Below are 21,539 nucleotides of genomic sequence, written 5' to 3'. Positions count from 1 at the left end.
TGCTTTTTTTAATTTATTTGTTATACAAATATTTATTAAATAAAAAAACAATGAATAAATCCATTGGATCGCTGGAAGAAATTATTCTATTGATAGTCATCGTACTGAATGACAATGCCTATGCAGTATCAATTTCTGAAGAATACTCTAAACAGTTTAATAAGACGATTTCCATACCAGCCATTCACACGGTCCTCAGGCGCCTTGAAGACAAAGGCTTCATCAAGTCAAGGGTTGGGGGTTCAACAAACCTTAGAGGGGGACGCAGTAAACGCATATACTCGATCACAAGTGTAGGATATCAAATGGCCAAAGACCTCAATAAACAGAGAGAGGCACTTTGGAGTATGGCCCCAAAACTATCTTTTGAATAATGAGTAACAACACAACTTCACCACCGAAATGGGCGGATAAGTTTCTTGAATGGTACTGTGACAAGTCGCTGGTCAACGAGATACAGGGCGACTTGCATGAAATGTATCATCTAAGAGCTGAGAAAATTGGGTCGGTCAGGGCCCAGTTCCTATTTGTCTGGGAAGTCTTAAGGTCTTTTAAGTCCGCCAACTTTAAGAAATGCAGCAGGTACAAAAACTTAAATTATTTCAACATGCTAAGAAACAACTATAGAGTATCGGTCAGGAATCTCCTAAAAAACAAGTTCTATTCAATGATTAAAATATCAGGACTGGCAATAGGCCTAGCCTCTGTTATTCTGATCAGTTCCTTCGTTTTCAATGAGTTGACTTATGATCAATTTCATTCTGATGCTGAGAACATCTATCGCTTCTCGGAAATTTTCAGCAATGAAGAAGGTGTTGTAGAAGAGAAGTCAGCAAGCATCCCCTTCCCTTTCAGTCCAACATTCAGTGTCGACTACCCTGATATTGTTACAACACGACTATATCAGACTTTTCAAAAAGTACCCTTAATGACTTATCGAGAAGAAGGAAAGTCATTTTATGAAGAGAAGCTCTTCTTTACAGACTCAACGTTTTTCGATGTTTTCTCCTTTGAGCTTGTTCAAGGAAACAAAGAAACTGCTCTCGATAACCCGAGGTCTCTGATCCTTACGGAGAGAATGGCAAAGAAGTACTTTGGCAATGAGTCAGCCATGGGAAAAACGATCCATTTCGAAAACAAGCTTCCCTTGGTTGTAACGGGCATTGCAAAAGAAGTCCCCATTAACTCACACTTCCACTTCGACTTCATTTCAACACTCATGAACATTGATGAGGTATTCGAAGCAACGGGCAACCGATTTGGAGATAAAAGTTGGTATTGGAATCCATGTCACACCTATGCCAAAGTACCCAATGGTTTTTCTCAGGAGCAGTTACAGACATACACGGATGAGTTTATCCCTAAACACTTTCCTGCGAGTATGGCTCCATTTCTGGAGTTTCCAATTCAGCGTCTCACAGACATTCACCTCAAGTCTCAACTATATCAAGAAATTGAGGTCAACCGCGACTACAAATCCATTTATATAGCAGTGGCAATTGCCATATTCATAATCATCATTGCGGTGATCAATTTCATGAATCTAAGTGCTGCAAGGTCATCACAACGTGCCAAGGAAGTCGCAGTCAGAAAAGTAATGGGGTCTAGCAAACGACAATTGCTTGACCAATTCCTTACCGAGTCATTGCTCACCAGCCTAATATCCCTAATTATTGCGATTGGGCTGGTCTCTATTCTCACTCAGCCCTTTGAACAGATTACTAACTCACCAGTCAACTTCTCCATCCTATTCCACCCTATTTTCATCAGTACAATTGTCGTTTTCACAATGCTCATCGGCTTACTAGCCGGTATATACCCTGCCTTCTTGGTGACATCCTTTAAACCAGTTGATGCTTTGAAAATTGGGAATATAAAGTTGACCGGAAGAAAGTCGCCATGGATATGGAAAAGCCTTGTGGTGTTTCAATTTGCCACCTCCGTTATTCTAATCATTGGCGCCATAGTGGTTAATCAGCAGCACTTATTCCTACTCAATAAAGACATGGGCTTTACCAAAGAACAGGTGGTCATGGTTCCGATTCGAGGGACGAGCATCAAGCGCCAATCTGAGGAATTCAAGGTAGAGCTATTCAAAAACAGCTCGGTTGTCAGCGCCTCTGCCATGTCTGATATACTAGGAAATGATGTACCCCTCAGGCCTTTCCGATTCGAAGGGCAACAGAAGTCTCAAAACATCCCTGGTTTATTTGCTGACTTTGATTTTGTAAAAACCTTCGGCTTAAAGCTTAAGGAGGGCAGAGATTTCTCCATAGATCTCGAAACTGATAAGGAGGCTTTCATAATTAATGAGTCCGCAGCCAATCAATGGGACAGCGCAGCTTGGGAAGGCAAACATATTGGCTGGGCTAGAAAAGGAAGGCCAGTAATAGGTGTTGTAGAAGACTTCCATTTTGCAGACCTCAAGCAAGAAATCAGACCTCTCGTTATCACCTACAGCCCTGGTTGGTATGCATATATGGCCATTAGAATACGTCCTGAGAACATTTTCCAATCAATAGAGAACTTGGAATCTGTCTGGAATCAGTTCGAACCCGGGCGACCATTTACTCCTTTCTTTTTGGACGATCGACTAAATGATATCTATGAAAGCGAGCGCAAAATCAGTCAAATGGTGGGGTACTTTTCCATCATCTCTATTTTTCTCGCGGCACTAGGCCTTTTGGGCTTGACTAATTATTCGACCCTCCTCAGGGTCAAAGAAATTGGCGTTCGTAAAGTTCTTGGTGCTTCTGTCATCAGCATACTTAAACTTCTGTCAAAAGACTATGCCCTACTGGTGATAGTCGCCAACCTGATCGCCTGGCCAGCAGCCTGGTACTTTTCTCAAGAGTGGTTAGCGAACTTCACTTTCAAAATCGATTTGAACATCTGGATTTTTGTATTTGCCGGTCTAGCTTCTCTAGCACTCTCCATTCTTACCATTTGTTTCCAAGGCCTAAAAACCGCCTTGGTTAATCCTTCCACCTCTTTAAGAAGCGAATAATGAAAAAATTGATTCTAACCCTCTTTTTGGTCACGGCTTTTAATGCTTTCGCAACAGACATTTCAGTCAATGAAATCGCCTGGAATAAGAACAAGAATGAAGTCAAATTCACTTTATCATGGAAAAATGGCTGGAAGAATGCTCGAAACCATGATGCTGCTTGGGTTTTTGTGAAAGTCAAAACTACTTCAGGTTACCAACACGTCAAGCTAGCCTCACGAGGCCATGATGTAGCCAGGGATGCCAAAATCGTCTTGCCCCAAGACCAAGTAGGTGCATTTGTTGAACCACAAAACAATCACCGCGGAGATGTAAGCTTCAATGTAACTCTAAAATTGGATGAGAAATCTTTACAGAATGCAGGTGAAGAATCTATTGTAGAGGTTTTTGCCCTAGAGATGGTCTACATTCCCCAAGGTGGTTTTACGCTTGGTGACCCCGATCCAAAGTCAATGGATTTTGCAGCTTTATATAAGTCGGATGAGAATGGTCAACCCAAGGGGCTGTATCAAATTGATTCGGAAGAACAGGTAATTCAGATTGGTCCAAAAGACAATGCCCTGTTTTACAATGCCGGACGTTATCCTATTTATACGGGAGATCAGGCAGGCCCTGTACCGGGTACTTTCCCGAAGGGTGTACAACCCTTTTACATCATGAAATATGAGACCTCACAAGGCTTTTATACCGAATTCCTCAACAGGTTGGCACCGGATGTTGCGCAATCTTTAAGCCCCCACAATACGGAAAAATACTACGAAGGCAGAGGCAGTATTAAGTTGGCTGATGGTATTTACAAGACCGAATTTCCCGACAGGCCATGTAATTATATTACCTGGGATGATGGAGCTGCTATGGCCGATTGGGCAGGATTAAGACCCATGACAGAGTTGGAGTATACGAAAGCAGCAAGAGGTCCTAAAACACCAATGGCCCATGAATACCCATGGGGAACAGACAACAAAGCAGGTCTTGCCCGTTTTGTAGATCTTGATGACAACCTTAAAATAAAGAACGGTCTGAATGAAGCAAGTATATCCAATGACAACAGACACTTGTATGGAGCCTCCTACTACTGGGTGATGGATTTGGCCGGTAGCTTATGGGAAAAATGTGTGAGCATTGGGCATCCGATCGGGAGAAACTACAGAGGCACGCATGGTGATGGCCGAACAGGAGAAAACGGTGAGGCTACTAACAGCGATTGGCCCAAGGGAATTGCCGAGGAAGGTGGATATGGTTACCGAGGTGGCGGTTATTACCAACATGGCAAGAATGAAAGTGACATCAACCCACACAGTCCAATTGCTTACAGAACCTATGCCAGTTGGTCAGGTGGTAAAAGATCAATAGCCTACAGTCAACGCTATGTTAGAACGGCTCCTAGTAACTAAAGGGAGCCTTACCAAACATCTTTCCACTCAGGGTGTCTCAAGAGTGTAGCCTTCGCAAAAGGACATAAAGGCAACATTTTGATTCCTTTTTTCCTGACAAAGGCAACAGCATATGCAACAAGCTGAACACCTGCCCCTTTACCGCGTAATGCTTCGCTGACTTCTGTATGGTCAATAATGATTCTCTCAGGACCGGCTATTGAGTAGGTCATCTCAGCAAGGATGCTACCGCCCTCTTCTATATAAAAGCTCCCTTTGGTTTCGCTTTCTTTCTCCAGTATATTGTATTCCATATGTTATCAAACACACAGATGTACCCAAAGTTTCTTAGAACATCCACTTTGTTGTTGATCTGCATTGCTATTACCCTATTTACCAGCTCGGTCAATGGCCAAACGTTGACTTATGATGCTTTTATCAGAGGCGATAAGGTAGGCGAAATGAAGGTGATTCGAGAAGTAAATGATGAGGCCACAAAAATCACTGTCGACACTCACATTGAAGCACATATGATTGTAAAGATTGTTGTGGACTTCAAGAGTAGCTCGACTTATATGGACAACAAGCTGCTGATTGGAGAAGCTGAATCTCGAACCAATGGGCACCTCAAAAACTCTGTGCATACGGTCTTTCGAGATGAGCACTACGAACTAAACAAAGATGGCAAGTCATCAAAACTCGATCAAAAGGATTTAGTAGGTGCCGACTATTACTACTTTGAGGTGCCTGATAATGGTACCAAATCCTATGCCCTGGCTACGGGAGGAATGCTAAACATGATCATGAAGGACCAGAATAGCTTCTATTTTGAGCATGATGGCAAAAAGGAACTTCACACTTTCAAAGATGGGGTGCTTCAAGAATTAGAAATTAGCCATAGACTTTATACAATTACTTTCAAGCTCAGAAACTAATTCAGGCTAATATTTTTGCTAAAGACTTCAATCAAAGACACTTAGAAATCCACGTGTATCAATGCTTGATTTTTCAACGATTTCAGATCAATATTTTTTGATTTGATGTTTGCAAATCAAAAGAAGGGTACTACTTTTGCATCACCTTAAACGAAAGGCACACAAAAAGACATTTTGGAGCGGTAGTTCAGTTGGTTAGAATGCCTGCCTGTCACGCAGGAGGTCGCGGGTTCGAGTCCCGTCCGTTCCGCTTAAAGCCTCAGAGAAATCTGGGGCTTTTTTGTTTATGAAATACTATATCTACATACTAAAAAGTGAGAAGGATGGTAGCTTCTACATCGGGTATTCCCATAACCCAGAAGAAAGATTGGTAAAACATAACAACTCAAACCGCGGCTACACATCGACTAAAAAACCTTGGAAATTGGTCTATACAGAAACTTTTGGTCACAAAAGTGCGGCTATTCAACGTGAGAGATTTTTAAAAAGACAGAAAAGCGCTGAGTTTCTCAGAAAACTAATCAATCAGAAATAGTATGCTTGTCCCGAGCACTCGGGAAGGTCGGGGGTTTCCCGAAGTCTCGGGATCCGTTCCGCTTAAAGCCTCAGAGAAATCTGGGGCTTTTTTGTTTTATGCTCTTGTATAGTCTATTGAACACCAAGCGACAATCATTGATAGAGGCTCACCAACAATCGTTTCCTCTCAGAATCTTCTCCAATTCAACTAAACTATTTACAAAATCACTGAAATACTTATCCATACCCAAATAATTTGAAGATATACCTGAAACTATCCCTGAAAAAAGTGTCTTTGCCAATTTGCCATCTCTTTGGGCTTCAGTGGTATTCAGTTGAGCAATTGCGGCATCATAATAGGAGTTAAAATTATCGACACTGCTCTGGTACTTCCTGAAAAGTCGCTGGGTTTCCATAAGGACATCACCAGCCCAGATTTCACCTTTGTAACAAACTGGTGAGTCTATGGCTATGCCTAGTTCAGTCCACATTTCCTCAATAGTAGACGTAACTTTATACCTGCCATCTGTGTGTTTGGTATGGTTCCTGTAAATGCAATCACTAAGAACATTAGCTGACTCTATTGTATTACCGCAACTCCTTGCGTAAAAGGCAAATGTCTTACCAAAGTCGGCAAGCAATTTATTTTGTTGGACTTTTCTAAACTCGGCAATATTTGAGGCGACATAACCTTCTAACGAACCTTTGGCTGGATCATACTTGAATCTACTTACTACAATTTTTTTGGCTTGGTCCTTACGAGGTCCCTTTTTAACACCGTCTATGTAGAAGCCACTACCCTTAATCTTTCCATCCTCAGAGTAGAGGGTACCATTGCCATTCGGTAAGCTCCCTGCAATCGCACCCTGATAGTAACTACCGCCATGATAAGTGATTTTACCTTTGTCAGCAACTCCATATCCATTCTTAAATTGTCCCTGATACCGCTGTAAGAACAAATCATAGGTGTATACAAGAACACCAAATCCGTGAGGTAAACCGTCTTTCAATTCTCCATTATAGAGGCCCTGTTCGGTCAGTACCATACCCTTTTCTGAACAGTCATCAGAAATACAAATAGGTTTCTCAAGTTCAGCTCCTCCATTGAATCTACCATTTTGAAAACGGTTGCCATAGATACGCTTTCTTGGGCCATCATCTTCTTTTACATCCGGACCTGTCAGCGTTCCAAAACCGTGAGGCACACCATTTTTCATTTCACCGATATAGGTATAACCTCCGGTATATTCTACTAAAGCTGGACTATCTGGAGTTGCACCACCCACCCTGACCGTTTTATTAATCCGTTTAAGAATCGGTTTGAAGTCTAAGCTGCATCCAATTCCCTCAGCGACTATCTTTACTAACTCCTCATCTTGGAAATAGAATTTGATCGGATTCTTACTAGTACTCACTTTATACACACCATCTTCCACATCCCATGGATATTCAAATCCATACTTATACATCATCGCTTCTTGAGAAGCGTACTTAGTTAGCTCCATAGGCAACTCTATATCTGTATTCTGGACATCGATGGTAATCTTGTCTTCCCTGAATTTATTCTCCTTTACTTCGATAGTCACCCCTTTTAAGTTCCCTAATTTGCCAATATTACAAACAGTGCAATCACCGGTTTCACATGTTGTCAGAATGTCTTCAGTGTGCCAGCCAACGGGATTATAACTAATGGCCTTTTCCTTTTCCTTCAAAAACAACTCAATTTCAGAAGCCATTAGTTCTCCATCTGCGTTTCTTCTATACAGAATTGTCCCATTCCAACAATCTGAAAAATTACCTTGAGCAGCATTAAGGGCCCAATCATGTCCTATTTGAACAGAAACACGATTATACTTCTTCTTAACTTTCACAAATTTGTCAGGGTATTTAGACTTGAGTGATCCATGATCTTTGGGATACCCCAATGCAAGCAGAACTTCATCGATTGCTTTGGCGTCATTAACCCGCAAAAAACTGATCAGTTCCCTATGATCCTCACCTTCCCAAAAAGAACCTTTTTTCAAATCTTCGGCACCGTAGTAGAAGGCTGGATTTTCAATTTCTGGGCCCGCCTCTTTATTACCCCATCCATTATGCTCTTTTATATAGGCTGCAACTTTTGGTTCCAGAGGGTCTGAAGCCAAAAGATAGACTAAACAAGAGAGGTCTTTACATGCATCATTCTGAGCGATTGTTGGACTTGCTAAAACTAATGACAACAACGAAACAAAGACTATCTTCATGATTATGAATCGGTTATACTCAATCAATATACAACTTTTACTTTTTCAATAAAATGGGATTTGAGAAGTAAAAGTCTTGACAAAATTCAAAGAAAATTGCTAGGTAATTGGGAATAAAATCTACTCCTATGCAGCCTTTTCATGGATGACGCATCTTTAGAGCATCGCACTAAAGATGACAACCTAACTAACGCATCATGCAAAGCAAGACTAACAGTTTTTCGATTCTAAAAGAAAAGGAGAGAATCATAAGCATTATTCTACCCCTTGTTAAAGTCATCAAATGGAAGTGGGTCAGCATTGTCTTGTTAGGTATTAGTTGCAACACATTGGTCAATGTGATTTTTGATTACAAACATCAACGCCCTCTCGTTTCTGTAAGCTTTGAAGAGTACGTAAATGCCATAATTGCCTCCTGGATCTTGCTTTCGACCACACGATGGGTTTCTAAAAAAGTGGAAGTCAAATTCCCTTGGAGAGATGGTATTACAAGGCGATTAGTGAGACAGGTTTCCTTGCAATTCTTACTGGTCATTGTATTGTTGAATGCACTTGTCATCGGAATCACCTATTTCTTCTATGGCGGTTTCTATTCATTTGATGAGTTGATGGTCATCAACCTTAGTATGGTTACCCTAACGGTCATTTTTACCTTGATAGATACAGGAATGGATTTCTCAAGGAACTGGGCCATTACAAGCACTAAGTCCAATCGTGACGACTCATTATCTACCAAACCTATCTATGTGACCTTGGGTAAAGTAAGACACCTGTTGAAACAAGAGAATATCCGATGCGCCACCAGTGAATCTGGTTCTGTGATGATCTTGACAGATGAAGATCGCAGGTTAGTATACCCACACTCCTTAGATGCACTTATGAAAAGCTTGGATGAAAGCAGCTTCTTCAGGGCCAATCGACAAACCATTCTAAGTCATAAAACAGTGAAAAGCATTAAAGCGCTGGATCATGGCAAAATTGAGGTCAGCCTCACTCCTGCTTGTAAAAACATAAGTTCTGTGACAATCAGCCGAACCCGTGCTTCAGCATTCAGGAGCTGGCTAAAATCACGCACTGCCTGATACGCTTAAGGTTTCCTTGGATACTTCCTTCCGTTCAAAAACTTACCAATAAAAGTTGACCTCACCAGGAAGTGATAGGTCGTAAAGCAAATCACAGTCGTCACTATTACCACAATTAAGAACTTTGCAAACACGGGTATTGGCCAGTCAAATATAAAGGCTGGAATCAGGCCTGTTAGTGGAAGGTGAATCAGGTAGACCCAATAAGAGGCATCTGAGACATACCTCATTCTTGCCGAGTAACGACTCGCATAGCGAATGAACAGTCCAGAAATTCCAAAAACGAAAAACCAGACGGTGATAGCATTCAAGGCACCGTACAGAACATCATCTATGTATGGCCGAAATACAAACCTCAAGGTAAAGACGGTCACACCTAGAAGGGTAAATAACCAATCATTTCTCATCATATTATCCAGAAAGTGCTTCGACTTAAAGAGTACCCAGCCAATAAAGTAGAACATGCTATAAGCCAGTAGCACCGGCACATCTGGCGCGAATGACAATGGTGTTGATATCCAGGTATCCCACATCCAGACAAGCATTAAGAATAGGATTATAGAGAAGAGCATAATGAAAATGACTTTTCTCCTCATAAGCCATTCAAAAACTCTTACTACCCTCTTGGTAAAACCTGGTGCCCTCTTTAAAAGGGTGGCCAAACCGAATGATAAAGCAGTTATCATCAGTAAGTAATAGAGGAACCATAAGTGATATGTTACCTCTGGCAACCAAGTCATTGTAGTCATGATCGAAGTGATACCAACTCTCATCGTTTCAGATGTAAAAGTCCAGACCGTTATCAGTATGGGGTGCAAAAGCAATAGAAATACGACAAAGGGAAAGAGTATTCTCTTTACTCGATTTTTAATCATTAACCGTGGTCCACGATCATAGAACAGCATTGAACCAAAAAATCCCGCTACCATAAAGAATATGGGCATTCGGAAAATGTGAATAATACCGAAAATATAATTCATCGATATGTGCGTGCCATTGGGGTCCTTCGCCCAGAAGGGATCTTTTCCAAGACTATAGGGTTCCGTTGCATGTAACACGATACCCAAGAGCATCATGACCGCCCTTAGCGCATCTAGGGAATGTAATCTTTGACTTTTTAAATGACTGACCTTCATAGTTGATATTTTTGAGTGGAGTAAATCAAATCAGAATTCATATGTCTCAGGGCTGTATTGGCTTTTTATCACTTGAACTGCTATAAATTGATTGATGAAATGAATGATCATTAGCTCCTGATTTTTTGAAGAAGTATTATTTATCTTCGACCGATGCTTTCTCAACTCCCCTTACTGCATTGGTTGATACTCTTTGGCGCGGCCTTTATTCTGGGCCTATCTAAGTCTGGCATTAAGGGCATAAGCATTATCATTGTGGCTATGCTGGTTTTCATCTTTGGGGCAAAGAGCTCAACTGGCATATTACTTCCAATGCTTATTGTGGGCGACATCTTTGCTGTGATTTATTACCATAGACATGCCCAATGGAAGTACCTGTTTAGACTCCTCCCTTTCATGATGCTGGGTGTAATTCTGGGTACCTGGATCGGAGACTCGCTGACCGAAGAGGTTTTTAGAAAGAGTATGGCTGCTGTTATTCTAATCTCTGTAGTAGTCATGTTTTGGTGGGACCAAAGGAAATCAAAGCACGTTCCTCAACAATTAGGTTTTGCTGGCATTATGGGGCTCACAGCTGGATTCACGACCATGGTAGGTAATCTGGCGGGTTCATTTGCCAATATCTTCTTTCTAGCCATGAGACTTCCTAAAGATGCTTTTATTGGAACTACAGCATGGCTATTCCTTATCATCAATCTTTTTAAAGTCCCTTTTCATATCTGGAATTGGGGTACCATCACAACAGAGACCATTCAAGTGAGTGCAATTACCATTCCGGTGATATTCCTTGGGCTTTTTATGGGAGTTCGTCTGTTGAAAAGAATTAATGACAACCTATTCCGAAAGTTCATTCTTATTATGACTGGCATCGGATCTATCATTATTTTCCTTACTTGACACTGCAAACTTTATTGACTGAAGTGTCATTTGAAAGCTCAATTTATCCCAGAAAAATCCCGTGATCATTCCTGTGTAAGCTGGAGTTTATAAACCCTAATTAGTTCGTAATCTCTTTCCTCATCCCCATCATTTGGAACATAGACATACAACTTGTCCAAACCATCTCCTCCAATTAGCACTCCTCTCGTTTTGTTATACTGAGTAAACTCGGCCTGACCCTCTTGTGGGTCAAAAACGGGTAATTGAAAATCGGGCACTACTTTTTCTCCATCCTTAAACAATTGATAGTAAAACTTATAGTGCTTTCTTCTAGTACTTGGCCACTCCTCATTCTTGCCAATTTTTTCTGGTGAATTGATTAGCCTACTCAGTTCCTCGGAGGGGAGTCCTGTACTATACATGGTTAGCGTATATTCTCCTAATTGAATAAGTAAGAGATAAGTAGAATTAGCAAATCGACCTCCTTTGTTTATCCAAGCCAACTGCTCATAACCTAAAGTGCCGCCTTTAACCTCTCCCATTTCTACTAGGTCACGGAAATGATCTGGCTTTAAATCCATCCTTTTCATTAAATCCCCAGTCGACATATCGTAAATATCGAGGTACGGAATCTCAGTATAAAGGACTTGAAGCTCATCAGTAATGTCATTCAATGAGACTTTGGGGCTTAAGCCATTGGCAAACTTACTATCTGGAGCAAAGACATGATGGTCTGGGTATCCATATTTTTTGACCGTAAAATCTGTTACAGGCTCATAGCCTGTTTCAAATCTCTTAAGGTTATAAAAGCGTAATGGTTTGGGTACTTCATTGACACTATCCTCTTCATTATTCCACTTGGGCAATGCCATCGCAAGCATCCCTGCATCATCTCCCGCGATGAAACCACCAAAAGTAACACCGACACTAGCGTCTAAAATATTCAGGCCTTTATACTTTTTAAGAAATGTACCATCCAAGCCATATTGATGAAGTCCCTTGGCATTCAAAACACCAATGCTCTTTCCACCTAAAAAGAAGTTGTCAGCCGCCTTCCCACCAAAACCCTCAGGACCTTTATCTGAACGATTGAACTGTTCAACTATCTCACCATTTCGGTCGATAACCATATGTCCTAATTCATTAAACTTCGGGCCACCCCCACCCATATAGATCATTCTTTCCCTAGCGATATCCCCAGCCAAAAAAAGACCCGTTTCAGCATCATAATCATATACTTCTAAGTTGCCAATCACATCGATCATAATAGAGTCTACTTGCTCCAATCGTACTTTGGTAAACTTCCTAGTACTAGATTCAGTTGGTTCTTCAACTAACTTGGTTGTCTCGCTAGATTGACATGCAACGATTAAAAAAACAGCGATAATTCTCAATAGTCTAGAAATTGCTTTTGAGATATTAACTAACTGATGACCTTCTTCTATTTTTTTCATATGAGTTTTGCCTTGAAAGCAAGCTACGAAAAAAATCGTAGGTTAGAAATATTTCTGTTATAACACAAAAAAAGTCACCCTAACTGATCAGGGTGACTTTGTACAATCTTGATTTTAGTTTCTAGTTAGATCCTATCGGAGAGAAATCTACTTTTTTCACTTCTTCCATATAGGCATCCCAGTTTTCACTGTACCAGGCGTCCACTTTTGCTTGAACTTCCTTCAGCCTATCTTCGAACTGCTTCTTTAACATCTCTTGCGTTCTGCCTGGCATGTCATAAGATCCACTTACACTACGCGAAAGGGTAAAGCCTCTATTCTGCAACGGTGTGGGACCATTTCCTCCACCGCCAAATCTTCTTCCGCTACCCACAAGGGCAGATAATGTCTGCATTTCCTTCTTGACCTCATTGCTTCTGTTGCGGAGTGTCAGTATATCACGTCCCCGTTTCCCTTGCAATGCGGCAATCACCTTGTCGACAGTTGCCATGTCTCTGGTGAGCTTAGAAGAGATTTTGGTGGCTTCGTTAGTGATTTTATTCACATCACGAATCATATCTCTTCTGGCCACTAGAATATCCATAGCCACTTCTTGCCTAGGGTCCATTTTCACCTCTATGCGGGTCTCATCACTTTGGTCACCCACCGTCACCTTTACATTGTATGTACCTGGTAAAATTGGTGCACCACCACGCTGGAACCTGCGTGCAAACTGAGCTGGAATACCAGCTGGTAAGGCAGGTTGCTCAGTATCCTTTGGTGGGTCTTCATCAAATCTCCATGATACCTGGTTCAATCCATCTTGAACAGGAGCAGTCAGGTTTCTGACTACATTGCCACTCAGGTCAGAGATTTCGACTTTCGCCTGAGGACCCCTAGCAGCTCCACCTCTGCCACCAGCAGCTGCGAAGCGACCTCCGCCCTGTCTGAATCTTCCGCCAGCAGCTTGTCTGTTACCTCCGCCTCCTCCAGCGACTCTTCCGTTTCCTGCTCCCTCTGCTCTACGTTGTGGTGCGGTCACTTCTGGTTTCTTAGCGAAGAATTTGATTATAGCTGAGCCTGAAGCCCTATTCTGTCCTTCGAATGTGGCACTACCCGGATTGGCTGGGCCGCTGGCAGATCTAGAACTCGTTATATAAGCTGTCTTAGTAGGTATAGCCGTTACAGAAGCCTCTATTACCGATTGCTGACCTTTGTTAGCCATAACTCTTAAGGGTTGAATATCATCCAACACCCAGATAGCACGACCGAAAGTACCAATCACTAGATCGCTTTCTCTCTCCTGGATCACTAGGTCCATGGTAGAAACACTTGGATATCCGTTCTCGAACTTGCTCCAGTTTTTAGCTCCATCAATGGAGATATACAAACCATGCTCAGTTCCGAAGAACATTAAGTTCGGCTCCACAGGATCTTGAACAAAAGACAAGGCATAGCCGAAGACTTGATCTTCACTAGCCAAGGCTTCCCATGATCTGCCATAGTTTTTGGTTCTCATCAGATAAGGCTTAAAATCGAAGCGTCTGTAATTGTTAATGACAGCCACAGCTTCTCCATTATTATATCTCGAAGCTTTGATCTGTGTCACCCAGCTTCCGGCTGGCACTCCTTTGATGTTCTTAGCAACGTTGGTCCAAGTACTTCCACCATCTCTGGTCACTTGCACATTACCGTCATCCGTTCCTACCCAAATAACACCTTGCTCGGTTGGGCTAGGTTCAATGGCCAAAATCGTTGTAAAGTTCTCAGCACCAGTGGCATCTCTTGTTAATCCGCCACTCTCGTTTTGCTTCTGCTTAGTAGTATCATTGGTTGTCAAGTCAGGTGATATCACATCCCAGCTATCTCCTTTGTCAACACTTTTGTGTACAAACTGACTACCGAAGTAAATGGTAGAATTGTCAAATGGATCTTGCGCTATCGCTGCATTCCAGTTAAACCTTAGCTTGACATTCGGATCAGAGTGATTCGGCTTAACGCTTTTCGATCGGCCTGTCAATTTATCATAGCGATTGACATTACCTTGCTGAGACATGGAGTAACCAAAGCGTGAATCATCTTTGTCAGGCACCACATCGAATCCATCACCACCACCAATTGAATGGTAATAATCGTTTCTAAGACCTCCTCTGGTCCAATTATAAGCAGGTCCTGTCCAGCTACCGTTGTCTTGAAGACCACCGTATACATTGTAAGGAACTTCGTCATCCACAGCGATATGATAGAACTGGCCTAAAGGCAGGTTCTCTACAAATTGCCATGTCTTGCCCATATCTCGGGTAATCGCCATACCACCATCATTACCCAGTATCATGTACTTTGGATCGTCTGGGTGGATATATAGTGCGTGATTATCTACATGGATCAGGCCTCTACTAATTAACCCTGAAAAGGACTTACCGCCATCTTCACTTACATTGACATTGGTGAAAATGCTATACAGTCTATTCTCATTTTGAGGGTCGACATAAATGTCAAAATAGTAGAAAGGTCGATTACCGATATCGGACTTATCATTGATCATTGTCCAATTCTTACCACCATTCTCTGAGCGATACAAGGCATTATCTTTTGCCTCAATAATCGCATACACTCGATCTGGATTGTTAGTAGCAAAGGCCAAACCCATTCGACCTACGTCTCCTTCTGGAAGACCATTTTTCTCAGCCGATTGCTTCGTCCAATTTTGGCCTCCGTCAACGGTCATATAAAGTCCAGAGCTTGGTCCACCGGAGGTGAAAAACCATGGTTCTCTTCTATGTTGCCACATATTGACCAATATCTTATCTGGGTTAGAAGGATCCATAACCATATCACCTACCCCCGTCATTTCATCTACATAAAGAATCTTGTTCCAGGTTTTTCCTGCGTCTGTCGTTTTATAAACGCCACGTTCTGGGTGATCGCCCCAAGGAGATCCAATGGCACCGATATAGACAGTGTTCGGATCATCTGGGTGAATAATGATTCTGTGGATATTCCTTGTTTTCTCAAGACCCATTAGTTCCCAGGTGGCACCGGCATCGAGGCTTCGGTAAACGCCATATCCTCCAGTTAAACTGTTTCTTGGATTTCCTTCTCCTGTTCCTACCCAAACCACGTCAGGGTTCTTCTGAGAAACGGCCACTGCTCCAACGGACAAGGCCAAATTGCCATCAAATATGGGTTCCCATGCAATTCCTCCACTTTCAGACTTCCAGAGGCCTCCGGAAGCGGTACCTGCATAAATAACCTCGGGATTGTTTCTTACGACATCTATTGAAGTCACACGTCCACTCATACTGGCAGGGCCAACGTTTCGTGGTTTCATGGATTCCATTTTAGGAAAGTCGATTTGTTGCCCATGTGACAGGAAGGTCACAAGCATGGCAGATAGTGCTAAAAGTGTGGTCCTCACCCCTTTGGCACTGGCATAGTTTCTAGTCTGCATATTTTAATGGTTGATTTGAAGGTTTGATTACTGAATATCGGAAAGGTTTAGCAAGCATGCAGAGACTTACATGAACGGTTACCGAAGAGAAACTAGGCGTCCCTTAAGTGTTTTTTGAGCTGTGTCTTGTATGTCGTTGGAGACACACTACTAAGCACCAGCTTGTTGCAACCACAGAAACGAGCAAATGCCTTGATTTTGGCAGCGAACTGATCGCAAAAGTGCTCATCAGGAATAAAGCCATCTTCAAACCACAGCTTCTTTATGTGGAAGGTCCCGGTCTTACGATCTGCTTTGGGGTCAAGTCTTCCGACAAATCGATCGCCATGGAGGATCGGCAAGGTGTAATAACCAAACTTCCTCTTTTTCTCAGGTACATAGCATTCAATCAGGTAATCAAAATCGAAAAGCTGTTTTACTCTGTTACGCTGAATGACGAGGTTATCGAATGGCGATAAGAGGTGCAGGTTTTGCTTAATGGGCCCATCTAAATCATTGATCTTTTTATGCGATGAATAATACAGTTCAGGCCTTCCATCGACCTTTATTCGAATGATGTCTTTCTTACCGATCCTCTTAGCCAAAGCCAACTGAATCGGTTTCTTAAGGCCTTTTCGCAAATAGCCCATTTCGGTTTCTGTGACTATACCTTGGGCACTGATCGCTCGGTCAATCAGGTAATCGCAATACTCCTTTTGACTCGGCTTTTTAAGACCCACTGAATCAGGATAAACACGTTCGGTTAAATCGTAGACTTTCTGAAAACTCTGGCGTTCAGAAATCATCAACTTACCTTCCATAAACAGCAACTGCAAAGCTACCTTGGCGGGCTTCCAATCGCTCCAGCCCTGAACTACCTTTGATGCCTTCTCAAAATCTTTCGATCCAAGAGGGCCTTCTTCTTTGATGCGTTTTAAGACCTTACGCATCACTTTTTTATCCTTCTCAAACCAGAACTTATCCGCCTTTTGTACCTCCGCTTTATGATAAAGACTGAAACGGAAGTCTTCTATCGGAAGAAATGCTGCCGCATGACTCCAGTATTCAAAAACAGATCTATCTGACACCATCCGATCTAAATCCTCCTTCTGGTAGTCAGCATTCCTGCTGAAGAAAACATGGTGATGTGCTCGTTCTGCTACGGAAATGGTATCAATCTGAACATAGCTCAACCGTTTTATGGCATCCAGCGAAGACTCTTGAACTCCCGACAAACCTTGAGCTCGCAAAACAAGCTTCCTTGCCTGTTCTTGGGTAATTTCAACACTGTCTTTTTTAGGATTCAATTGGGCGTCTTTTGATAGGTCCTTGCTTATTTTTCAAGCAGGTTGAGTTCATCAACCGAAGCAGGTAGCTCTCTCATTTCACCCTCGAGACTAGCCGTTTTTATGCGAATGTTTCTCCATTTCACTTGCCTACCCTCTTCTTCTTTGGTGCCCACACCATGCACCTGAAGTGCGATAAAACCGGCACTAGAGACACTATCTTTTACAGCCGCTGTGCAAATATCATTTACCCAAATATGAATCAAGTCACCCACAGCCTCGATTCTGTATTTATTCCATTGGTTATTCTTAAAGGCAGATTTACCTTCCTCATTTAAGTCTAGCGGATAAAGCCAGCCTCTTCTTGATTCATCGTAAAGTCCACCACTCCATTTTCTATCTGAAGGATCTATCTCGGCCTGATAGCCGAAGACTGTTCCACTTTCTTTTTGCGCACTTCTAAACTGAATACCGGAATTCATTCTTGGGTCTACGAAAACCTCGAGCTCCAGGATAAAATCGCTGTACGGTTTTTCTGTGGCCAGAAAGGTATTCGCAGTGCCTTTGGTTGTGCCTACTATTTCTCCTTCATTGACTTCATAAAGTCCTTCTCCACCGAGTATCTTCCAACCTTCCAGATCTGTTCCATTGAATGGTGCTGCCCACTCATCTTTAGTACCTGAACAAGCCGAGATTATGACTACGGCTAGCAATAATATCGACCTAGTTTTCATTAGAAACATCGTTTACTTCTTCTTGTGTGAAAGCCCCGTCATTCGGTTTCACTTCCCTTAGTTTTTTGATCATATCAGCATTAGCTCCGCGACTTGAAGTACCGAAGGCATTGCTCAGATAAGTAATTAAATCGGTGATATCCTGATCTGTAAAGTTCGGATTGCTTGCCAAGCCAGGCATTTGTGCATTGAACTCATACCTTTCTCCATTCACGTCCACAGGTCCTTTCAAGCCATGTAAGAGCACCAAAGCGAGTCTATTGGCTGGACCTTTTATCCAATCTGAATTGTCTAATGGAGGTGCCAGACCTTCTATTCCCCTGCCGTTGCCTCCGTGACATGCTGCACATGTCTCTCTGTATAGCTGAAGTCCATGCGTTCGATCATCCAGAGGAAGAGATTCCTGTGCGTAAATCCAGAATTTCTTATCTGAATCTTGGTTTGCTACTACACCTTCGAGCTTAGCTCTGAAGTCTGGTCTGATATTCGAACCATTCATTTCTAAGAAATCACTTTCAGTACCTAAAAGAGAACTTATCAAAGCCTCCTCATAGAGTCCATTTGGATTCCTTGACAATATTTTATCGGCATAGTCTGCCAGACCCTGGCTGCCTGGATGGATGGATTTCCCAATAAATATCAAAAGATAGAGATCCAATGAGGCACTGTTCCTAGCCATTAAGGTTTCAATTATATCGATCTGCTGACTTTGGTCAGCTCGCCCATGTATCATTTGAAGTGCATGAGAAGCAAGGCTCACATTTTCACTTTTTGAAGACACCAGCAACGTATGCGAATCAATCGCCTTCAACCCATCCAAAGCATAAAGCGCATGGACAGAAGCCACGGGGTTTTCGGCATTTCTAAGCAAAGCTTGAAGGTAAGGTATCGCATCTTTCAGTTCATTTTGGATAATTAGCTGCTGCGCCCTGTCTCTCACCCATCCGTTCTTATGGTTCAATAAGGCTACTAACCCCTCTGCGTCTTGCTTATCAAAATCAGGTAATGCACTGAGTCCAGCCTCTTTGCTTTTCACCCTAAGAATTCTGCCCATCCCCACCATCTTATCCATACCAGCAGCGGCAAGTCGTTCTCTTAAATAGGAAGTCATATAGGCGCCATGCTGAATGATTCCTCTGTGCATGTCTACCACGTACATACCACCATCAGGGCCACTAGATAGGTTAACCGGACGAAAACCTTCATCGGTAGAAGCGATAAATTCTCGATCGTCATACGCTTGCTTAGCTGTAGTGATCGGTCCGTCAAACATTAAGAGGTTGCGTTTGATTAGATTCGCTTCAGGCGCACATACAAAGGCGTTTTCAGTATACTCAAGAGGGAATTGACCACCGCGATACACCAATGGCCCGCAGGATGAAGTGACATTTCTCAAAACACTATCCTGATCCAGAACACCTGGTTCATAGCCCCTATTCACTAGTGTAGCATGTAAGGGGTAGACTCTCTGGTTTCGGGTTAGCACTTTCCCCAAACCATCCTTAGGTTCATAGTATTGATTTCGCGTAAGCACATTGGGCAACACATAGTCACCCATGATTTGCGTGGAGTTATTGTTGTAATAGAGCCTTCCGAAATTGTCTTTTGTAATTCCCCATTGCCCGCGGAAAGCTGTAGGTTCTTTCAACCAGACACCATTCTCCCTTTTATACCTGAAATGCGATCTGGCATTATAAATCCAGTTATCAATGTTCATCATCAAACCATTGGGCTGATGCTCTACATTGCCCTCATCGGCATACAATGAGTCAACCAGTACTTTCTTGCTGGGCTTATCATCCTCGATTTCTACAAACCACAGGTTAGGTGGTTCGGCATAGAGCAAGCCACCATAGACATGAGCAATGGCTCTCGGCAATACAAGGCTATCCAAAAAGACTTTTGAATGATCCACCTTACCATCTCCATCCTTATCTTCTAATATAGAGATGACTCCATTGGGCATGGTCTCACTTTCGCCTGTGAGTGTCTGCATATAGCCTCTCATTTCCACCGTCCAAATTCTTCCCTGATTATCAAAGTCTATGGCCACTGGCGCTTCCAAGAAGGGTTCCGAAGCGATCACTTCCAGCTCAAAGCCTGGCTCAACCACATAGTCTTCGAGAGAGACAGATGGCTCTTCATAATCGGGTTGGCAGGCGGAAAAAAGAATGAATATCAAAAGTCCGAAACAGGTTTTTGATATTAGCTTAATTGATTGTTTTTGCATGTTCAGGATGGCGTTTTAGGACAATACCTTTTTGAGCTTCTCAGCAAAATACTGTACCTCTTCGACTGTTCCGGTGCTTATTCGGCACCAATCTGTGTAAGGAGGAAAGGCCCTACCCACTTTCACGCCCTCGGCAAGCATTTGTCGGTTGAAAATGTCAATATCCCTTCCCGTTTTAAAGAAGATAAAGTTTGTATTGGACTTTATGTACTCTAGCTTGAGCTCGTCCATTGCCGCATACATAATTTGCTTGCACTCATTTACTTTGCGCAGACTAAACTGATAAAACTCTTTGTCTTGCATGGCCGAAGCCGCAGCTTTCAGGGCAAGTACATTGGTATAGGCCACCACATTATCCCTGATCTTATTCGCCAGTTCGGGCTTGGCAATCAGGTAACCAATCCTTAGGCCAGCAAGACCATATACTTTGGAAAATGTTCTAGAAACGATAACGTTTTCGCCCTTCTTGACAAGGGAAGTCATTGAAGGATAGTCCTTTTCTTCGATAAAATCATAGTAAGCTTCATCGCTAAACACGATGGTTTTCTTGGATGCCGCTGTGCAGAAGTCAATCAGCTTATTCTTGGAAAGCAGTGTGGACGTTGGGTTATTCGGATTGCATAGAAAGATCAATTTGGTCTTGGCCGAAATCCTTCTTTCCATCTCATCTACATCATGGGTAAGATTTTTGTCAAGGTCAACCCAGTTGATGGTAGCACCCCACTGCTTAGCATACATCATCATGGCTAGAAAGGTAGGTCGGGCGGCAATTATCTCTCCCCCGTTATTGGCGAAGGTTGAGCCTGTAATTTTCAAGCCTTCGGTCGATCCGCCAGTAATGACAATGTGATCTCTTGAGACACCCTCCTTTTCAGAAATCATATCGAGTAACTCTTGCGAATAAGTATCAGGATATCGACAGCCGATCTTGAAAGCATCTATCATGGCCTGTCTCACCTTTTCAGAAGGCCCAAAAGGGTTTTCATTGAAGTTGAGTTGGATAGGAAACTCTAGATCTCTAGGGTTGAATTTGGCCTTCTCTTCGGCAGTCAATGAGGAAATTACACTGCTTCCACTGAGTAGCGATAAAGCTCCGAGAGCGCTGCCGCGTCTCATCCATTCTCTTCGATCCATGATACTTAAGGTTGATTACATGGAAGATAATGAAATCTTTAGAAAATCGACCTAGGAGATTAGCTGGACTGCGAATGAATCGGAACTGTTAAGACTAGTCAGATTGTCGGAAGCGATTGCC

Annotated in this window: 16 protein-coding genes and 1 tRNA gene; 8 read left to right on the top strand and 9 right to left on the bottom strand. The window is 42.5% G+C overall.

Going from position 1 to position 21,539, the window contains the following annotated elements:
• Window positions 1-50: 50 nt before the first annotated feature.
• The 3 genes from J4E76_RS00975 to J4E76_RS00965 are packed head-to-tail and all read left to right on the top strand — an operon-like array spanning window position 51 to window position 4,401.
• Window positions 51-374 (top strand): PadR family transcriptional regulator, encoded by a 324-nt coding sequence (locus J4E76_RS00975; RefSeq protein WP_208500597.1) that lies wholly within the window; start codon window positions 51-53, stop codon window positions 372-374.
• On the top strand, window positions 374-3,007 hold the full coding sequence (locus J4E76_RS00970) for an FtsX-like permease family protein (RefSeq protein WP_208500595.1): 2,634 nt from the start codon (window positions 374-376) through the stop codon (window positions 3,005-3,007). The genes J4E76_RS00975 and J4E76_RS00970 overlap by 1 nt, the downstream gene beginning before the upstream one ends.
• Window positions 3,007-4,401: an SUMF1/EgtB/PvdO family nonheme iron enzyme gene (locus J4E76_RS00965; protein ID WP_208500594.1), complete on the top strand. Its 1,395-nt coding sequence runs from the start codon at window positions 3,007-3,009 to the stop codon at window positions 4,399-4,401. Before J4E76_RS00970 ends, J4E76_RS00965 begins: the two co-directional genes overlap by 1 nt.
• Before the next feature lie 8 nt (window positions 4,402-4,409).
• Here J4E76_RS00965 and J4E76_RS00960 read toward each other — a convergent pair whose 3' ends face one another.
• A complete protein-coding gene (locus J4E76_RS00960) occupies window positions 4,410-4,694 on the bottom strand; it encodes a GNAT family N-acetyltransferase (RefSeq protein WP_208500593.1) in 285 nt (94 codons plus the stop codon).
• A gap of 18 nt (window positions 4,695-4,712) precedes the next feature.
• On the opposite strand from J4E76_RS00960, the gene J4E76_RS00955 reads away from it, so the two are divergent.
• The 3 genes from J4E76_RS00955 (at window position 4,713) to J4E76_RS00945 (ending at window position 5,850) form a co-directional block, all read left to right on the top strand.
• Window positions 4,713-5,315 carry a DUF6134 family protein gene (locus J4E76_RS00955; protein ID WP_208500592.1) on the top strand — a complete coding sequence of 201 codons (603 nt, stop codon included), beginning with the start codon at window positions 4,713-4,715 and terminating at the stop codon, window positions 5,313-5,315.
• A 176-nt stretch (window positions 5,316-5,491) separates the two neighbouring features.
• Window positions 5,492-5,565 (top strand) — tRNA-Asp (locus tag J4E76_RS00950).
• 36 nt (window positions 5,566-5,601) lie between these two features.
• On the top strand, window positions 5,602-5,850 hold the full coding sequence (locus tag J4E76_RS00945; RefSeq protein WP_208500591.1) for a GIY-YIG nuclease family protein: 249 nt from the start codon (window positions 5,602-5,604) through the stop codon (window positions 5,848-5,850).
• A 148-nt stretch (window positions 5,851-5,998) separates the two neighbouring features.
• Here J4E76_RS00945 and J4E76_RS00940 read toward each other — a convergent pair whose 3' ends face one another.
• A complete protein-coding gene (locus J4E76_RS00940; protein WP_208500590.1) occupies window positions 5,999-8,074 on the bottom strand; it encodes a hypothetical protein in 2,076 nt (691 codons plus the stop codon).
• Between the two features lie 197 nt (window positions 8,075-8,271).
• Between J4E76_RS00940 and J4E76_RS00935 the strand changes: the two genes are divergently transcribed.
• Window positions 8,272-9,156, top strand: a complete 885-nt coding sequence (locus J4E76_RS00935) for a LytTR family DNA-binding domain-containing protein (protein ID WP_208500589.1) — start codon at window positions 8,272-8,274, stop codon at window positions 9,154-9,156.
• A gap of 5 nt (window positions 9,157-9,161) precedes the next feature.
• Here J4E76_RS00935 and J4E76_RS00930 read toward each other — a convergent pair whose 3' ends face one another.
• On the bottom strand, window positions 9,162-10,292 hold the full coding sequence (locus J4E76_RS00930; RefSeq protein ID WP_208500588.1) for an acyltransferase family protein: 1,131 nt from the start codon (window positions 10,290-10,292) through the stop codon (window positions 9,162-9,164).
• Between the two features lie 153 nt (window positions 10,293-10,445).
• Here J4E76_RS00930 and J4E76_RS00925 point away from each other — a divergent pair, with 153 nt between their 5' ends.
• Window positions 10,446-11,189, top strand: a complete 744-nt coding sequence (locus tag J4E76_RS00925; protein WP_208500586.1) for a sulfite exporter TauE/SafE family protein — start codon at window positions 10,446-10,448, stop codon at window positions 11,187-11,189.
• A 65-nt stretch (window positions 11,190-11,254) separates the two neighbouring features.
• On the opposite strand, the gene J4E76_RS00920 is transcribed toward J4E76_RS00925, so the two are convergent.
• The 6 genes from J4E76_RS00920 to J4E76_RS00895 form a co-directional block, all read right to left on the bottom strand.
• A complete protein-coding gene (locus J4E76_RS00920; protein ID WP_208500585.1) occupies window positions 11,255-12,625 on the bottom strand; it encodes a hypothetical protein in 1,371 nt (456 codons plus the stop codon).
• A gap of 121 nt (window positions 12,626-12,746) precedes the next feature.
• Window positions 12,747-16,055, bottom strand: a complete 3,309-nt coding sequence (locus tag J4E76_RS00915; RefSeq protein WP_208500584.1) for a hypothetical protein — start codon at window positions 16,053-16,055, stop codon at window positions 12,747-12,749.
• 92 nt (window positions 16,056-16,147) lie between these two features.
• A complete protein-coding gene (locus J4E76_RS00910; RefSeq protein ID WP_208500583.1) occupies window positions 16,148-17,341 on the bottom strand; it encodes a winged helix-turn-helix domain-containing protein in 1,194 nt (397 codons plus the stop codon).
• Window positions 17,342-17,367: 26 nt separating this feature from the next.
• Window positions 17,368-18,054, bottom strand: coding sequence for a DUF1080 domain-containing protein (locus J4E76_RS00905; RefSeq protein WP_208500582.1), 687 nt, complete (start codon window positions 18,052-18,054; stop codon window positions 17,368-17,370).
• Window positions 18,044-20,284: a c-type cytochrome gene (locus J4E76_RS00900; RefSeq protein WP_208500581.1), complete on the bottom strand. Its 2,241-nt coding sequence runs from the start codon at window positions 20,282-20,284 to the stop codon at window positions 18,044-18,046. The genes J4E76_RS00905 and J4E76_RS00900 overlap by 11 nt, the downstream gene beginning before the upstream one ends.
• 15 nt (window positions 20,285-20,299) lie before the next feature.
• Window positions 20,300-21,418: a histidinol-phosphate transaminase gene (locus J4E76_RS00895; RefSeq protein ID WP_208500580.1), complete on the bottom strand. Its 1,119-nt coding sequence runs from the start codon at window positions 21,416-21,418 to the stop codon at window positions 20,300-20,302.
• Window positions 21,419-21,539: the final 121 nt, after the last annotated feature.

Origin of the sequence: Roseivirga sp. E12, from assembly GCF_017592825.1 — a bacterium.
Lineage (GTDB): Bacteria > Bacteroidota > Bacteroidia > Cytophagales > Cyclobacteriaceae > Roseivirga.
The sequence above is the reverse complement of the archived record's forward strand: the minus strand, read 5'-3'. Positions and strand labels throughout refer to the sequence as shown.

What these genes read in the sequence shown, in the direction of transcription:
- J4E76_RS00975 (WP_208500597.1), top strand. Translation starts at nt 51, where the DNA reads ATGAATAAATCCATTGGATCGCTGGAAGAAATTATTCTATTGATAGTC.
- J4E76_RS00970 (WP_208500595.1), top strand. Translation starts at nt 374, where the DNA reads ATGAGTAACAACACAACTTCACCACCGAAATGGGCGGATAAGTTTCTT.
- J4E76_RS00965 (WP_208500594.1), top strand. Translation starts at nt 3,007, where the DNA reads ATGAAAAAATTGATTCTAACCCTCTTTTTGGTCACGGCTTTTAATGCT.
- J4E76_RS00960 (WP_208500593.1), bottom strand. Translation starts at nt 4,694, where the DNA reads ATGGAATACAATATACTGGAGAAAGAAAGCGAAACCAAAGGGAGCTTT.
- J4E76_RS00955 (WP_208500592.1), top strand. Translation starts at nt 4,713, where the DNA reads ATGTACCCAAAGTTTCTTAGAACATCCACTTTGTTGTTGATCTGCATT.
- J4E76_RS00945 (WP_208500591.1), top strand. Translation starts at nt 5,602, where the DNA reads ATGAAATACTATATCTACATACTAAAAAGTGAGAAGGATGGTAGCTTC.
- J4E76_RS00940 (WP_208500590.1), bottom strand. Translation starts at nt 8,074, where the DNA reads ATGAAGATAGTCTTTGTTTCGTTGTTGTCATTAGTTTTAGCAAGTCCA.
- J4E76_RS00935 (WP_208500589.1), top strand. Translation starts at nt 8,272, where the DNA reads ATGCAAAGCAAGACTAACAGTTTTTCGATTCTAAAAGAAAAGGAGAGA.
- J4E76_RS00930 (WP_208500588.1), bottom strand. Translation starts at nt 10,292, where the DNA reads ATGAAGGTCAGTCATTTAAAAAGTCAAAGATTACATTCCCTAGATGCG.
- J4E76_RS00925 (WP_208500586.1), top strand. Translation starts at nt 10,446, where the DNA reads ATGCTTTCTCAACTCCCCTTACTGCATTGGTTGATACTCTTTGGCGCG.
- J4E76_RS00920 (WP_208500585.1), bottom strand. Translation starts at nt 12,625, where the DNA reads ATGAAAAAAATAGAAGAAGGTCATCAGTTAGTTAATATCTCAAAAGCA.
- J4E76_RS00915 (WP_208500584.1), bottom strand. Translation starts at nt 16,055, where the DNA reads ATGCAGACTAGAAACTATGCCAGTGCCAAAGGGGTGAGGACCACACTT.
- J4E76_RS00905 (WP_208500582.1), bottom strand. Translation starts at nt 18,054, where the DNA reads ATGAAAACTAGGTCGATATTATTGCTAGCCGTAGTCATAATCTCGGCT.
- J4E76_RS00900 (WP_208500581.1), bottom strand. Translation starts at nt 20,284, where the DNA reads ATGCAAAAACAATCAATTAAGCTAATATCAAAAACCTGTTTCGGACTT.
- J4E76_RS00895 (WP_208500580.1), bottom strand. Translation starts at nt 21,418, where the DNA reads ATGGATCGAAGAGAATGGATGAGACGCGGCAGCGCTCTCGGAGCTTTA.